Here is a 16,049-nt window from a genome sequence, read left to right on the forward strand (position 1 = left end):
GGTTTAAATTATCTAAAAAAACAGGAGTGTCGTCAAACTGCTTATTAGCAGCGAACGACACCCCTTAATTACTCCCTGCGTAATGCCACAATCGGATCTAGCCGTGAAGCTTTATTGGCAGGATAAAGACCAAAGAACACGCCAATCAAGGCTGAGAACAGGAAAGCAGCGAGCACTACCCACCAGGAAACCAGTGGCGGCAGCTTAAGTACCAAAGCTACCAGCAGCGCACCTCCGTAACCAACTAGAATACCAATCAGTCCGCCAACGGCACATAGGACAATGGCTTCGATCAAAAATTGCAATAATATATCCTTCCGTTGGGCACCCAGGGCCATGCGTATGCCGATTTCTCTCGTTCTTTCAGTAACCGATACCAGCATGATATTCATGACCCCGATGCCTCCCACCAGCAGGGAAATGCCCGCAATACAACCGATCACCAAACCAATAATACCAGTAACCTTTCCTACTGTTTGCATCTCTTGTTCCATACTATACAAGGCATAATGATCCGGGGCATTATGCCGCCGCTCCAGTATCAGCTTGACCCGATCCATTGCTTGGTAGACCTCTTCTCTGCTGGCAGCACTGCCCATCAGGGAACTAACATATTCCCAGCGGGTGCCCCCGGGCGTGGCTGATATCGGTACGTAGGCATAGTTATCCGGGTTCATACCGGGAATAGCCGATTCTGCTTTTTTTATCACCCCAATAACCACAAAAGCACTACCTTGCAGGATCACTGGCTGCCCCACCGGGTTTTCTACATCAAAGATTTCATTTGCCAGCATCTCGTCTAAAACCACAACCCTTTTACCTACTGCATCATCCTCTTCACTAAAGAACCTGCCATATAAAATCTCTATATTTCGGATCCCCTTGTAATCGGCTGTGGTACCAATGATACGCGTGGTCTTTTTACCTGTTTTAGCCCTTACCTCACCTCGGTCGTACTTAACCGGTGCTAAGTACTTCACTTCCGGTGCCAGCTTTTTAATTACCGCCACATCCTGCTTGGTAAACTCAACTGGTCGGACAACCTCTCCCTCCCGATAGTTAGGATAGACCTGAAATAGATTGGTACCAAAACTCTCCATTTCAGTCATGATCATTGCTTTGCCGGCTTCACCAATGGCAATTACCGAAATAACCGCAGCAATGCCCACCACAATGCCTAAGGTGGTTAAAAAGGTCCGTAGTTTATTGTTGCGCAGGCCTTCCAGCCCAACTAAAATAAATTCCTTAAGGTTCATAACTCACCTCTGCTGCAGAGGCATGCTCGGGTACCTCTTCATCACTAATTAATAATCCATCCTTAAAACGCAGAATCCGTTTAGCATGCCTGGCAATGTCCGGTTCGTGGGTAACCAAAACAATCGTTGTTCCTTCTTGGTGAAGTTCTTTAAAAATCCCCATGATTTCCTCACCGGTCTTCGTGTCCAGGGCACCCGTTGGTTCATCCGCCATAATAACCGCCGGGCTATTGACAATGGCCCTGGCAATGGCCACCCGTTGGTTTTGTCCCCCGGAAAGTTCATTCGGGCGATGTTGCAAACGTTCTCCCAAGCCCACCCTTTCTAAGGCAAAGCTGGCCCTCCGCCGTCGTTCTTCAGGCTTTACCCCGGCATAAAGCATGGGTAATTCTACATTCTTAAGGGCGGAAAGAGCCGGTATCAAATTAAAGGCTTGAAAAACAAAACCTAGCTTTTGGTTGCGAAGTCTGGCCAATTCATTTGTGTCCAGTGCCGAGACCTGGCGTCCCTCCAGCCAGTATGAGCCCTCGGAAGGGCTGTCCAATAGGCCCAGCAGATTCATAAAGGTTGATTTGCCTGATCCCGACGGTCCCATTACGGCCACAAACTCACCCTTCCCGATGGTTAAGGTCACATCCTTGAGGGCCTCCACAGCAATAGAGCCAGTCCTGTATACTTTTCTTAAATTATTTACCTTTATCATTTTTTACTCCCGTGACAACCCTTAGGCCATCTTTTAAAGCTGGTGACGGACTAAGAACAATTTCTTCCCCCTCTTTTAATCCGTTAACTACGATGTCATACAATTCATTGCCTCTTTCGGTTTTAACCCTTTGCTTCTTTACAACCCCATCCTTCACTACAAAGACATACTTTTCCCCATTTTGGCTTACCAATGCCTCAAAGGGTAAAGCGATTACTCTTTTCCCCTCCATGGTTACGATACTGATGTCTACTGTATAACCCGGTTTAAGACCGGTTGTTTCTCCCTTTACTTCTATCGTTACTGGTACATATGTATTGCCGCTGCCACCGGTACCATTCTCTGGGATCGCTATGCCAGCCACCCTGGTAACCTCCCCGCTAAATTCTTTACCGGGCAAAGATGTACAGGTGATGGTTACAGGTTGTCCAACCTTAAGGGTTCCGGCATCGATTTCGTTAACGTTGGCATTAACCTCCAGCTTACTATCACTGCCAACCTCCAGCAACCGTGTACCCTCTAGGACACGGTTTCCCTTCTCTTTTCCTACAAAAAGCACCACACCATCCTGCTGTACAATAAAGTTAGCTAAATCCAAACGTTCCTTAGCCTGGGCCACTTCCTGCTGCCCCAGGGCCACCTGGGCTGCCAGGGAAGAGATTTCCTTGTCCGTGGCCCCCTGTTGCACCCTAAGCAAAATTTCTTGGTAATCCGTCTCTGCCCGGGCAAAGGACACCTTAGCCTGTTCCAATTCTGTTATAGCCACAGCCCCTTCATGATATAGCTTGGTAATTCTATCAAGGTCATTTTTTGCTTTCTCATGGGCAACTTTGCTATAGTCCAAGTTTAGTTGGTCATTACTGCCTTTAGCCCTGGCCAGCTGTGCCTCTAAACCAGCCAGCCGGGACAGGGCCTGTTGGTAAAGTCGTCCCAATTCCTGGGTATCAAGACGCCCTAAGACATCACCCTTTTTAACTCTATCCCCAACTTTTACCGAAAGCTCCATTAAAGTACTGTCCACCGGTGTGAAAAATTCTTGTTTTTCCGCAGCCTCCAATTTCCCCGTAGCCATCACACTTTGTTCAATATCTTTCTTTTCTACTTTGGCTGTTTGTACCACCACTCCTCCCTTGCCGAGGCTTTGCAGCACCGTCAAGCCAATAATAGAAAATAAAATAACGACCCCCAACAGCCATTTTAGCCAGCGGGGAAGTCCCCTGAAACGCAACTGCATTTTTTTGAACCTGCTTAACTCATTCTTCTCTACTTCCAACAAGCTTCCCCCCAAAAGTTTTCTCTTTATTTATGACGTATTAAGTCGACTAATTATTACACTAAATCTTAGTTTTTTTGAAATAAAATAAGAAACACGATTTCAGCCACAGTTCAAGCAAGCATAATCTCCGAATACAAATACAAACCCGGCGTGAAACACCGGGTTTAAGTCGGTTTGTATGATTCACCGCTAATACTATGAATTGCGACCTGTGCCAAATCTCCTAGCTTAACATTAGCAAGCTCATTTCCTTGATAAACCTCAATTTCCCGGTGGTCCTTTAATAAACCCTGCAAAGTCGGCAGTGCTTCCTTGGCCGTTGGCCCTATTTGCCCTAAGGACCTTGCTGCATATCCCCTTACTTCTGGTCTCGGATGTAAGAGAAAGTCCTTAAGCAACGGTATAAATTCCTGTACCAAATCCGGTCGCAGGGAACCAACCCGCCCCAGAGTCCAGGCAATGCCCCGGTGAAAAATTTCCTCCTCGGAGGCATTTACTACAATGGAAATAAACTCCCTATATTCCTCCGGATTCCTACGGATAATCTCACCGATGGCTTCCGGGGAACTCCAACCAGTGGTACCAGACTCATCATTCATGGACCACAGCAGCCTTCGAATAACCTCCCGCACTGCCTCAGGATTTTGCTGCTGCAGGGCTTGGGTTATGCAGCCTAAACCTTCAATGGCACGCCATCTGGTCAGTCCATAGGGATGATATAGTAATCGAAACAAATACCGCAGTATTCCCGGACTCTCAAGGGCCTTGGCTACCAGTTCCTGATAGCGCCCTTCTTTTAATAAATGATTAACCTCTTCCCTTATGTTAGACATCACATCACCCCGTTATTTTATTAGGGATGACGTTATTTTATCATTTAAATGCCTACTTGGGTATTATTTATACTTTTGTAATATTTTTGTAATTAAACCGTGAGATCTATCCGGTAAAATTATGTTAGACAACTACCCTCCTCTGAACGGTCCTCTTTGAGGACCCTTTTTTTGGGCACAATTTTGTCTCTACCTGTCTGTGTCCGAAGGCTCTCCTGTAGCCTTTTAAAATAGCCCCATTCATGCTATAATGTTAATCGTGTTTTTCTGAATATTCATTAGAGAGGTGACGAATGACCAGGAGAGTTAATTAAGGAGGTATTGCAATGCTAGACTTTTGGTTTACCGAACAGCACACAGACAGCTATAAGGTATCTTGGCGAGTGAATAACATTTTACATGCAGAGAAATCCCGCTATCAGGAAATTGCCGTCATTGAATCACCGGAATTAGGACGTGCCCTGCTGCTGGATAACATTGTACAAACCACAACCCGGTTTGAGTTTATCTATCATGAAATGATTGCTCATATTCCCCTGATGATTCACCCAGAACCGAAGCAGGTGATGATTATTGGTGGTGGGGACGGCGGGGCGGTACGGGAAATTCTCAAACACCCATCCGTAGAAACGGTTGACCTCATCGAAATAGACGAGCGTGTCATAGAAGTAAGTAAAAAATGGCTGCCAGAAATCAGCCAGGCCCTGTCTTCGCATAAGGTTAACATTATGACCGTGGACGGTTTAAAATTTGTTAAACAATGTGCTGCCTGTTATGATGTTATCCTGGTGGACTGTACGGACCCCAGTGGTCCCTCTATGAATCTGTTTGCCAAGGAATTTTATCAGGACATTTTTAAGGCTTTAAAAGACGATGGCGTATTTGTTTCCCAAACTGGTTCACCCAGCTTTAGCACTCACTACCGTCAGGCAGTCCAAAATATCATGCAAGTGTTCCCATTGGCACGGCCATACTTAACCTGTGAACCCACCTATATTGCCGGTTTCTGGAGCTTTACAGTTGGTTCCAAGAAATATCAATTGGACAATATTAATCCGCAACGGATGTTAAAAATAGAATCAAAATATTACACCCCCGAAGTTCACAAAGCCGCTTTTGTTTTGCCTAAATATATTGAAAAAATTCTTGAATAAAATGAATGCGACAGGGAAACCGCCCCTGTCGCATTTTTTATGCTTTGCCTAAATATGCTCGTTTTACCTCATCATTGTCTGCCAATTCCTTACCGGGACCTTGCAGCACAATATTTCCTGTTTCCAATACATAACCATAGTCTGCGGCTTTTAAGGCCGCGGTGGCGTTTTGTTCAATTAATAGGATGGTCATCCCATCGTTATAGATCTCTTTGATAATCCGAAACACTTCTTTTACAAGCAAAGGTGCTAAACCTAGGGAAGGTTCATCCATCATTAAAAGAGCCGGCCGAGACATGAGGGCTCTGCCAATGGCCAACATTTGCTGCTCCCCTCCGGAAAGTGTGCCCGCTGCCTGCCATTCCCTTTCCTTGAGTCGGGGAAACATTTCATAGATTTTCTGGATGTCCTTCTTGATGCCATCTTTGTCCTTCCGGGAAAAGGCTCCCATATTTATATTTTCTAACACCGTAAGGTTGGCAAAAATACGCCGTCCTTCTGGTACCAGGGTAATACCTTTCTTGACGATCTCTGCTGTCTTCGTTTTTGTGATATCTTCTCCCCGAAAGCTAATTTTACCCTGGGCCGCTGGTACTAGGTTGCTGATTGCCCTGAGGGTGGTACTTTTACCGGCACCATTTGCACCAACCAAGGTAACAATTTTATTCTCCGGTACTTCCAGGGTAATACCCTTTAGTGCATGGATACCACCGTAGTATACATGTAAGTCCTCAATTTTAAGCACTTTCATCCACCGCCCCAAGATAAGCTTCGATAACCTGCTGATTATTCTGGATCTCTGTTGGTGTTCCCTGGGCAATGGGTTCGCCGTGGTCTAATACCACAATATGCTCGCAAATGCCCATAACAACCTCCATATGGTGTTCAATCATTAAGACCGTAAGATTAAATTGATCTCGAATCTTCGCAATAAAATCCATTAGTTCCAGAGATTCTTGGGGGTTCATCCCGGCCGCAGGTTCATCCAGCAGAATCATTTTAGGTTGCGTAGCCATCGCTCGGGCAATCTCCAACCGCCGCTGCTTGCCATAGGGTAGGGAAGTGGCCTGTTCATGGGCTAGATCGGCCAGTTGAACCTGATCCAGTAAATCCATGCATTCCTCAATGTGTTTCTTGCGGGATCTGGTATACCTGGGTAAGGCAAAAATAGCTTCGAGCCAATTGGCCTTGAGCCTAACATGCTTACTTAGCAGCACATTTTCTAACACCGTCATACTCGAGAAGAGCCGGATGTTTTGGAAGGTTCGAGCAATGCCTAATTCGGTAATCTTGTTGGGTTTAAGACCTGTAATATCGTTACCATCAAATACGATGCGTCCCGAGGTGGGCTTGTACACACCGGTAATCATATTAAAAGCAGTGGTTTTGCCAGCCCCGTTGGGTCCAATTAAGCCAACGATTTGCTTGGGAGCTACCTTTAAAGCCAGGTTGGAAACCGCCCTGAGCCCACCAAATTGCATCGTAATATTATCTGTAGCTAAAAGTGACTGGGTGTTAGCCATTTGCCCCAACCCCCTTTCCTTTGTCGGGTTTAACGCCAAGCTTGTTCAGAATCCAATCCCAGTTAAATTCCCTGGTTCCCATCAGACCCTGGCGGTAGAAGAGGATAACCATCAGCAGCAGCAGTGAGAAGATTACCATGCGCATTCCCGGGATGCCTGGTATGACCAACCCAAAGAGGTTCATGGGCTGCTCCACAAAACGCAATACTTCCATCATAATCGTTATCACTAAGCCGGCGATAACAGACCCGGTTAGGCTGCCTAAGCCGCCCAAGACGATAATAAGCAGGATTTGGAAGGTAAATAAGAACCTAAACATCGTGGGGTCAATGGAGGTAATTAAGTGACCCATCAGTGCCCCCGCTACCCCGGCAAAAAAAGCTCCCACGGTAAAGGATAATAATTTGTGCCTAAAAACATCAATACCCATCGCTTCAGCAGCGATTTCATTATCCCGGATGGCCTTGAAGGCGTAGCCCCAACTACTATTAATCAGTTGTTTTAAAACCAGGATGGTGATGATAGCAACACCCCAGTAAAGGTACATACTTTTAATGGAAGGAATGTTCTTCAGTCCCAGGGAACCATTGGTAATTGTAATGGTATTGGTCACAATAATCCGGATAATCTCACCGAACCCTAGCGTGGCGATGGCCAAATAGTCATCCCGCAGACGTAAGGCCGGGAACCCGATAAGAAAACCAAAAAATGACGCCACCAAACCCGCCATAAAAATTGCCGGCAGAACAGGCCAGTGTATATTGGCCAGGGCAGGTACAATGGGTTCCATAAAATAAATCATTTCTTTACTTTCCGGTGACATGGTTAAAATGGCAGAAACATAGGCTCCCACACACATGAAACCGGCATGTCCCAAGGAAAACATACCAGTAAACCCAAGTACCAGGTTCATACTGGCACCTAAAATAACAAAAATAGCAGCCAAGTTAAGTACCCTGGCTTTAAAATTGTCTAAGTAACTCTCTGCAAAAAAGAGTGAAACACAGCATACGATAATTAAGCCGATGGTTAAAAGTGTTTTTAATCTCTGTCGATTGTCCATGTCTACACCTTCTCCACTACATTTTCACCCAGAATGCCGGTGGGTTTGAACAACAAAATAAAGATTAAAAGTATGAAGGCAAAGGCATCGCGATAGCCGGAAAGTTCAGGCATGAGGGCCACCAGGAAAACTTCTCCCATGCCAAGGATAAATCCGCCAAGCATAGCCCCTGGGATATTTCCTATCCCCCCCATAACCGCCGCAATAAAACACTTTAAACCGGGGAACACACCCATCAGAGGATCAATCTGGGGATACTGCAGACTCCACATGATCCCCCCCACTGCAGCTAAACTAGAACCAACCACAAAGGTAGTACTTATTACTTTATTTACATCAACAGCCATTAAACTTGCTGCCTCAAAGTCTCTGGAAACAGCTCGCATGGCTGTACCTGTCTTGGTTTTGTTGACCATATATGTTACTGCCACCAGCAGCAGAATGGTTACTACGGGAATAATGACCGTCAAGGACAGGAAGGAAATGCCACCTACATTAATGTTCCAAACAATATCCTCCGGACGAGGAAAAGATTTGGGTCTGGCACCGATAGCCACAATTCCTAGGTTCTCTAATAAAAATGATACACCAATAGCAGAGATCAAAACAGAAATTCTGGGAGCATTGCGCAACGGACGGTATGCTATTTTCTCAATACTAACTCCCAAAAAGGCTGTAATCATAATAGCAATTGCAAAGGAAGCCCACCAGGGCAGAGCAAAAATCATAATGCCATAAAAAGCACCATAGGCTGCCACCATTAATAGATCGGCATGGGCAAAGTTAATTAAACGCAGGATGCCGTAAACCATTGTATAGCCAATGGCAATTAGTGCATACAAACTTCCCAAAGAAATGCCGTTTGCTAAACTTTGTAGTAATAGTTCTCCGGTCATGATATAACCCCTTCCAAAAAAGCTAGTAATGACTCTTTGGGTACAAATTCCAGCATGTAAATAAGAATACCAACTCCCCACCTGCTGAGCAGGTGGGGAGTCGTGTAGCATCAATTATCCCCTACTTATTTAGGGTCAACCTTTCCTTCATACACAAACTGGCCATCTGCTACTTTCTTAATGATAGCCGTCTTCGTGGCATCACCATGTTCATCCAAAGAAATAATACCAGTTGCACCTTGGAAATCCTTGGTTGCAGCCAGTGCATCGCGGATAGCCTTAGGGTCATCCGAGTTGGCCTTGGTAATCGCATCAAGAGCTAGGATATAGGTATCAAACCCAAGGGCTCCGAAGGCGTTGACCTGCTTGTCGGGGAAGGCCTTTGTATATTCTTCCATAAACTTCTGGGACATTTCAGTTACAGGTTGAGTAGAGTCAAAGTGAGTACTGAAATAAATATCCTTGGTGGTTTTAACTTGATCTAGGAACTCCTGTGCCTCCCAAGTATCGCCACCCAGAATGGGTACGGTAATACCAAGTTCGCGGGCCTTTTGTACTAGAATACCAGACTCAAGGAAGTTACCAGGGGCAAAAATAACATCGGGATTTTTGGTTTTAATAGAGGTTAATTGGGAAGAAAAGTCTTTGTCACCGGTATTGTAGTTGACTTTGGCTACAATGGCGTTTTCATCACCAGTCAGTTGTTTAAAGGACTTTTCAAAGTAGTTGTTGAGGCCTACCGAGTAGTCTTGCTGAACGTCCTGAATGATCGCCGCTGTTTTCGCACCTAATGTTCCAACTGCATAGTTCGCCATTACAGTGCCCTGGAAAGGATCAATAAAGCAAACCCGGAAGTAATAGTCATTACCAAGGGTCACCGCAGGGTTCGTGGGGGAGCAACCAATCACAGGAATGCCTGCATCATTCGCAATCGGACCACCAGCCATGGAAAGGGAGCTACCATAACTACCAATGATTACATTAACCTTGTCCTTGCTTACGAGTCTTTCAACGGCGTTAGCAGCTTCTTGCTTTTCACTCTTGTTATCTACGATAAATAATTCTACCTTCTTACCTAATACTTCCGGGAACAACTGGTTAGCCAGTTTAATACCTTCAACAGTCATTTCTCCGCCGGCGGCGTTGGTACCGGTTAAGGGTTCATAAACACCGATTTTAATTACATCAGAAGATTCAGTATTCTCGGCGGCATCCTTTTTCTCCGCACCGCCGCCACATCCTGCCAGGACTAATGCTGCAACTAGCAGGAGGGAAACAATTGTAAAATACCTCTTTTTAAACATAAGACTCCTTCTACCTCCCCCAAAAATGTATGGGATAATCGTCCCCTAAAAAACGGGTACATCTCCCTATAGGGTATACTATTATGTTTTTAGTCAATAATCAATTTGGTTTTTGTCCATATAAATAATTTTTTAGCAATTTTTATTTATTTCTAACTATTTCTTTCCTGTAGCTAACTTTTTCATGGACAAGTGTAGTTTGACAATGGACAACTTTACCTGTCATTTTTTGTTTAGTTTTTTGTTCAAAAAAGACTGCGACCAGAGGGACGGTTCCTCCGGTCGCAGTCTTTTTTTGACCGGAGGAACCGTCCCCCTGGTCGCATAATTACTTTCCTAGGCCAAAAAATTTACCGATACTGCTGGTAAAGCCAGACCCTGTTTTTTTCTTACTTTTATCCCTTTTGCCATTCTTATTATTCTCCCGTGCCATTTTAACAACCGCCCATTTGGTATCCTTTATTTCTTCACTTAACTGCTCTAATTTTTTCCCCACAGATTCCAGTTTTTCCGTGGTTCCTTGATTAAGCTCTGATAATTCCGTCATATTTGGCATCATGTCTTTGATTTCGTTAACCGCTTTAACCGTATCGTCACTAACCTTTTGAGGCATGGTAATTAGTACGTCAACCACCCTCTCCATCTTAAAGGACATTTCTTTTAATGTTTCCAAATGTTCAATGGCCATGGTGTTAAACTTTAAAGCATTTCTGTCCGCTTGTTCTTCCATGTGTTGTATAAATTTTTGTTCAAAGTTGTTTAAATAAGTGGTTAAAGAGTTTATCAATCCTGCCGCTGTTTCTTCTTCTATTTTTAAAATAATCTCTTTACCTGGTTCATCAACTGGGGTATCCAATACCTGTTTTTTACTGTTACTTTTCACTAGGCTAAGTCTTTTTTTGTTAATATCCTTAACCTCCGCTTCACAGGTATTTTCCTTTGCTGCAGCTATTTCTGCCTGAGCCAATTCCTGCCCCCGGGATTCAGCTTCCATTGCATCTTTAATGGCCAGTAATTCCTCAAGTCGCAATAAATATGTCGGGCCACTGGGACTTTTTCTATCCAATTCTACATGTTTAAATAATCCCTGGCTGAACCATTTACTTACCATACTGATTGGCACCCCTAAGATTTCAGCTCCTTCAGCGAATGTTACTTTCTTTCCCAATGTAAGGCACCCCTTCTTATGATTTGTCTTGCTAAATTATACCAGTAAATTTTTAACAATTGTAGCATTTAATTCCGACAACAAATCTTAGGGGCTGTCATCATTTGAGTTTTAAAAACAGGTTTTCTATTCGGATTCCCTATGTTTTACATAAAGTTCAATAAAAGTATATAAAAAAATAAAAACCGCCTAGGGCGGTTTTTATTTTTAATTACATTTCGGTAATGGTGTAGCACTCGTTGGGGCAGGTAGCTACGCAGGTTTCACAGCCCATGCACTCATCAGGCTCGCCGGTAATATCGGCTTTACCATCATCCAGCATTCCAAGAATACCAGCGGGACAAGCGTCAGCGCAAGCACCACAGCCATCACACTTATCTCTGTCGATAGATACAACGTACATAGTTTTTAGTTCCTCCCTCTACTTTTTGATACCCATTCATCAATTAGTTGGGTTAATTTAATTATGCTTGAACCCTTGTCCAGTTTCAATATCTAAATTGATTTTTTTAATGTTTTTAATAATTTTATCTTGATCTAGAGAACAAGACTGTTTTTTACATCTGTATAGGTTCGAAAGATTCGAGAATAATAAAAAAAAATAATTGAGGTGATATCATTTGACAGGTTTTTTTGATCGGCTGCTAGGAAAAGAAAAACCCGAAGCCAAGCCCCAGGTTGAAAAGGAAGGAAAAGTTAATAAGATGCATTGTCATCAATGTGAATATGCACCTCCCGGGGGCTGTACTCAGGTAGGTGTTTGTGGCAAAGACCCTGCTATCGCCAGCCTCCAAGACACAATTATTTTAGGTTTAAAGGGAGTGGCTGCCTATGCTGTACATGCAAGGGAACTCGGTCACGACGATCCCGATGTCAATGCCATTACCCACGAAGCTTTATTTTTAACCTTAACCAACTCTAATTTTCACTTACAGGATCATATTGATATGTGCCTGAGGGTTGGTACAGCCTGTGTTAAGGTCATGGATTTGTTGGACCAAGCCCATACTGCAGAGTTGGGTATCCCCAAACCAGTTAAGATTAGCAATAACAAGGTAGAGGGTCATTGCATCTTAGTCACCGGACATGATCTACTGGCCCTTAAGCAACTATTAAAACAAACCGAGGGCAAAGGTATTAATATTTACACCCACTCCGAAATGCTGCCTGCCCATGGGTATCCAGAATTACACAAATTCGCTCATCTAAAGGGGAATGTGGGTAAGGCTTGGTATGACCAACGGGAGGTTTTTGAAAAATTCCCTGGTGCTATTTTGGTAACGACCAACTGTGTGATGCCCATACGCAATAAAACCTACGGCGATCGGATGTTTACTTATTTGGTTGCCGGTGTGGAAGGTGCCCAAAAAATTAAAGACCGGGATTTTACTCCTCTGATTGAGAAAGCCCTTTCCTTACCGAAGACTACTATCGATTCTCAGGAAACCTTGCTCACAGGGTTCCATCACCAGAACGTACTGCCGATGGCTCCCCTAATTGTAGATGCAGTAAAAGCCGGCAAGATCCGTCGTTTCTTCGTGGTCGCCGGTTGTGATGCACCCACCAAGGGGAGGGACTACTTCCGTGAGCTGGTTACGTCTATTCCTAAAGATTGTGTCATCATCACCACTTCCTGTGGTAAATTCAGATTTAATGACGTTGAATACGGGAATATTGAAGGAACCGATATTCCTCGTTATTTGGATTTAGGCCAGTGCAACAACTCTGTTTCTTCTGTTCACATTGCCCAGGCCCTGGCGGAGGCCTTTGATTGTACCGTCAATGATTTACCCCTTAGCATTGTTTTATCCTGGTTCGAGCAAAAGGCTGTGGCCATTCTGCTGGGTCTGCTGAGCCTGAATGTACAGAATATCACCATTGGCCCCAAACTGCCTGAATTCCTCAATCCCACAGTGGTTGAAGTACTGCAGAAGAACTTTGGGCTAACTCTAATTAGCGGCGACCCCCAAGCAGACTTAGCCAGAATGTTAGGAGAAACTAAATAAATACCAGGGGAGGTGGCCTTCATGCCACCTCTTCTTTGTACTGGGAAAGTATATCAAGCTTCCGGAATAGAAAAACTTGATAAAACATCGCCTGACGTGGTAAATTAACCCTTAATGGATAAAGATGTATAAGGAGTCACTATGGCAAAAAAAATTGAATTGATTGCAACCGCCACCTTTGGTTTAGAATCGGTGGTGGCTCACGAAGTAAAAAAGCTAGGTTATGATGTAATGGTGGAGAATGGTCGCATCACCTTTTTTGGTGACGAAATGGCCATTTGCCGCACCAACCTCTGGTTACGCTCGGCTGATCGAGTTTTGGTCAAGATGGGAGAATTCAAAGCCACTTCCTTTGAAGAACTTTTCCAACAAACCAAGGCCCTGCCCTGGCCCGATTGGCTGCCTGAAAATGCCAATTTCCCGGTGGAAGGAAAATCAATAAAATCTCAGCTGCACAGTGTGCCGGATTGTCAGGCCATTGTCAAAAAGGCCATCGTGGAAAAGATGAAACAAACCTATAAAAAGGATTGGTTTGAGGAAACAGGTCCCCGCTATACCATCGAGGTGGCTTTGCTGAAAGATATTGCCACCATCACCATTGATACCAGCGGCGCAGGCTTACATAAAAGGGGTTATCGCAAATTATCCGCCCAAGCACCCTTAAAGGAGACCTTGGCTGCGGGTCTACTCTCCATTGCCCGTTGGTATCCAGACCGTACCCTCCTGGACCCCTTCTGTGGTTCGGGAACCATCCCTATTGAAGCAGCACTAATTGGACATAATATTGCCCCAGGTATTGGGAGAAACTTTGCAGCGGAGGAATGGCCCATCCTACCAAAGGAAATCTGGCAAGCCGCCCGTAAGGAGGCCTTGGAATCAGAGATCCGGGATGCTAAGTTGCGGATCTATGGTACGGATATTGATGATGAGGTTCTAAGCCTGGCGCGCTACCACGCAAAACAAGCTAATGTGGAAGATTCTATTCACTTTCAGCGGGTACCCGTTGCCAATGTTCGGTCCAAACAAAAATATGGCTTTATTATTACCAACCCACCCTATGGTCAAAGATTAGGAGAACTAGCAGAAGTTAGAAAACTAACCGAAGAATTAGGCAAAACCTATCCTACCTTGGAAAACTGGTCTTGTTTTGTTATCTCTGCCTTTGACCAGTTTGAACATTACTTTGGTAAAAAAGCAGATAAAAAGCGTAAGCTTTACAATGGCCGGGTAGAATGCAACTACTACCAATACCTCGGCCCACGTCCGCCACGACCGAAACTGTGATCAATATCACAGCTTTGTCATGACACCAATCACATCCTCCTACCATTGTTTTCGGTATGATTACTGCAGAAAACAAAAGCGACGAAGGTCGTTAACCAATAAAAGGAGGAATTCTAATATGTTTTGCTATCAGTGTGAACAAACTCCCAAAGGCGGTTGCACTAAAATCGGTGTATGTGGTAAAGATGAAAATATTGCAAGCTTACAGGATACCATTATTTTTGCTCTCAAAGGCGTAGCAGCCTACGCTACCCACGCGAAGGAACTTGGTTATGCAGACCCGGAAGTGGACGCTATTACCCAGGAGGCTCTCTACTCTACCTTAACGAACGTTAACTTTAACCTGACAGAAACCATCAACATGGCTATGAAAGTAGGTACCGCTACCGTTAAGGTAATGGATTTGCTGGACAAAGCCCACCTGGATAACCTGGGAATTCCCTCCCCTGTTGCTGTTACTTCAGACAAAGTGGAAGGTAAATGCATCATCGTTACTGGCCATAATCTTTTAGCTTTAAAAGAATTGCTTAAGCAAACAGAAGGCAAAGGCATTAACATCTATACCCACTCTGAAATGCTGCCTGCCCATGGTTACCCTGAATTAAAGAAATTCAGCCATCTAAAGGGCAATGTAGGAAAAGCCTGGTTTGATCAAAGGCAGGTATTTGAAGCTTTCCCAGGTGCTATCCTGGCCACCACCAACTGTGTCATGCCAATTCGCAAAGATGCAACCTATGGCGATCGTATGTTTTCCTTCGGTGTTACTGGTTTAGAAGGCGTACAGAAAATAGAGGATCTGGATTTTACCCCGGTCATCGAGAAAGCCCTTTCTCTGCCTGGTGCCCCAACAGATGGTCTCTGGAAGAAAATCGTCGGCAAATTAAACGGCTCTAACGAAGAAGTTAAAACCCTGACCACTGGTTTCCATCACTTAAACGTATTGCCTTTGGCTCCTCAGATTGTGGAAGCTGTAAAGGCTGGTAAAATCAAACGTTTCTTCGTTATTGCAGGCTGTGACTCCCCTACCAAGGGCAGGGATTACTTCAGGGAACTGGCTTTGGCTATTCCCAAGGACTGTGTCATCTTGACCACTTCCTGCGGTAAATTCAGATTCAATGATATTGATTTTGGCACCATCGAAGGTACGGGCATTCCCCGCTTCCTAGACCTAGGGCAATGCAACAACTCCGGTTCTGCCGTAAAAATCGCCCTGGCCCTGGCTGAAGCCTTCAACTGCGGTGTGAATGATCTTCCTTTAACCATTGTTCTATCCTGGTTCGAACAAAAAGCAGTTGCCATTCTGTTAGGTCTGTTTAGTCTGGGTGTTAACAACATGTATATCGGTCCAAAGGCTCCTGAGTTTCTGACCCCTGGTGTTGTAGAAGTTCTGCAAAAGACCTTTAATTTACAACTGATTAGCGGAGATGCACAGGCTGATCTAACTAAGATGTTGGGTTAATATTAAGGGAGTGCCGTAAATAGCGGCACTTCTTTTTTGTTCCACTCCATTAAGAAATGCTCCCCCGCTGATGCAATAGCCCCCTACAGCCTATGATAGAGGTTATTCGTATGAAAAGAAAAGA

Annotated in this window: 15 protein-coding genes; 4 read left to right on the plus strand and 11 right to left on the minus strand. The window is 44.5% G+C overall.

What is annotated here, in order from left to right:
• Positions 1-68: 68 nt before the first annotated feature.
• From AC1U9Z_RS09035 to AC1U9Z_RS09050, 4 genes are all read right to left on the minus strand, one after another.
• On the minus strand, positions 69-1,256 hold the full coding sequence (locus AC1U9Z_RS09035) for an ABC transporter permease (RefSeq protein WP_333532399.1): 1,188 nt from the start codon (positions 1,254-1,256) through the stop codon (positions 69-71).
• Positions 1,246-1,959 carry an ABC transporter ATP-binding protein gene (locus AC1U9Z_RS09040; protein WP_333532400.1) on the minus strand — a complete coding sequence of 238 codons (714 nt, stop codon included), beginning with the start codon at positions 1,957-1,959 and terminating at the stop codon, positions 1,246-1,248. Before AC1U9Z_RS09040 ends, AC1U9Z_RS09035 begins: the two co-directional genes overlap by 11 nt.
• Entirely contained in the window at positions 1,943-3,232 is a 1,290-nt protein-coding gene (locus AC1U9Z_RS09045) for an efflux RND transporter periplasmic adaptor subunit (RefSeq protein ID WP_479957133.1), read from the minus strand. The genes AC1U9Z_RS09040 and AC1U9Z_RS09045 overlap by 17 nt, the downstream gene beginning before the upstream one ends.
• Positions 3,233-3,399: 167 nt before the next feature.
• On the minus strand, positions 3,400-4,068 hold the full coding sequence (locus AC1U9Z_RS09050) for a DVU0298 family protein (RefSeq protein WP_333532402.1): 669 nt from the start codon (positions 4,066-4,068) through the stop codon (positions 3,400-3,402).
• Between the two features lie 326 nt (positions 4,069-4,394).
• Between AC1U9Z_RS09050 and speE the strand changes: the two genes are divergently transcribed.
• Entirely contained in the window at positions 4,395-5,222 is an 828-nt protein-coding gene (gene speE, locus AC1U9Z_RS09055) for a polyamine aminopropyltransferase (RefSeq protein ID WP_333532403.1), read from the plus strand.
• A gap of 37 nt (positions 5,223-5,259) precedes the next feature.
• Here the strand turns inward: speE and AC1U9Z_RS09060 are convergent, their stop codons facing one another.
• From AC1U9Z_RS09060 to AC1U9Z_RS09090, 7 genes are all read right to left on the minus strand, one after another.
• The gene (locus AC1U9Z_RS09060) at positions 5,260-5,967 is read right to left on the minus strand and encodes an ABC transporter ATP-binding protein (RefSeq protein ID WP_479957175.1); all 708 of its coding nucleotides are present in this window, start codon (positions 5,965-5,967) and stop codon (positions 5,260-5,262) included.
• Positions 5,960-6,745 carry an ABC transporter ATP-binding protein gene (locus AC1U9Z_RS09065; RefSeq protein WP_333532404.1) on the minus strand — a complete coding sequence of 262 codons (786 nt, stop codon included), beginning with the start codon at positions 6,743-6,745 and terminating at the stop codon, positions 5,960-5,962. The genes AC1U9Z_RS09060 and AC1U9Z_RS09065 overlap by 8 nt, the downstream gene beginning before the upstream one ends.
• Positions 6,738-7,808 carry a branched-chain amino acid ABC transporter permease gene (locus AC1U9Z_RS09070; protein WP_333532405.1) on the minus strand — a complete coding sequence of 357 codons (1,071 nt, stop codon included), beginning with the start codon at positions 7,806-7,808 and terminating at the stop codon, positions 6,738-6,740. The genes AC1U9Z_RS09065 and AC1U9Z_RS09070 overlap by 8 nt, the downstream gene beginning before the upstream one ends.
• A 2-nt stretch (positions 7,809-7,810) precedes the next feature.
• Positions 7,811-8,704 carry a branched-chain amino acid ABC transporter permease gene (locus AC1U9Z_RS09075; RefSeq protein ID WP_479957135.1) on the minus strand — a complete coding sequence of 298 codons (894 nt, stop codon included), beginning with the start codon at positions 8,702-8,704 and terminating at the stop codon, positions 7,811-7,813.
• Positions 8,705-8,829: 125 nt separating this feature from the next.
• Positions 8,830-10,008, minus strand: a complete 1,179-nt coding sequence (locus tag AC1U9Z_RS09080; protein ID WP_333532408.1) for an ABC transporter substrate-binding protein — start codon at positions 10,006-10,008, stop codon at positions 8,830-8,832.
• A 328-nt stretch (positions 10,009-10,336) separates the two neighbouring features.
• Complete coding sequence (locus AC1U9Z_RS09085; protein WP_333532409.1) at positions 10,337-11,176, minus strand: hypothetical protein; 840 nt, start codon at positions 11,174-11,176, stop codon at positions 10,337-10,339.
• Between the two features lie 211 nt (positions 11,177-11,387).
• Positions 11,388-11,579, minus strand: a complete 192-nt coding sequence (locus AC1U9Z_RS09090) for a 4Fe-4S binding protein (protein ID WP_333532410.1) — start codon at positions 11,577-11,579, stop codon at positions 11,388-11,390.
• 301 nt (positions 11,580-11,880) lie between these two features.
• Between AC1U9Z_RS09090 and hcp (AC1U9Z_RS09095) the strand changes: the two genes are divergently transcribed.
• From hcp (AC1U9Z_RS09095) to hcp (AC1U9Z_RS09105), 3 genes are all read left to right on the plus strand, one after another.
• Complete coding sequence (hcp, locus tag AC1U9Z_RS09095; RefSeq protein WP_479957177.1) at positions 11,881-13,182, plus strand: hydroxylamine reductase; 1,302 nt, start codon at positions 11,881-11,883, stop codon at positions 13,180-13,182.
• Between the two features lie 141 nt (positions 13,183-13,323).
• Positions 13,324-14,466, plus strand: coding sequence for a THUMP domain-containing class I SAM-dependent RNA methyltransferase (locus tag AC1U9Z_RS09100; RefSeq protein WP_479957138.1), 1,143 nt, complete (start codon positions 13,324-13,326; stop codon positions 14,464-14,466).
• A gap of 118 nt (positions 14,467-14,584) precedes the next feature.
• Positions 14,585-15,925, plus strand: coding sequence for a hydroxylamine reductase (gene hcp / locus AC1U9Z_RS09105; RefSeq protein WP_479957140.1), 1,341 nt, complete (start codon positions 14,585-14,587; stop codon positions 15,923-15,925).
• The last annotated feature ends 124 nt before the right edge of the window (positions 15,926-16,049 follow it).

Source organism: Desulfotomaculum sp., from assembly GCF_982386235.1.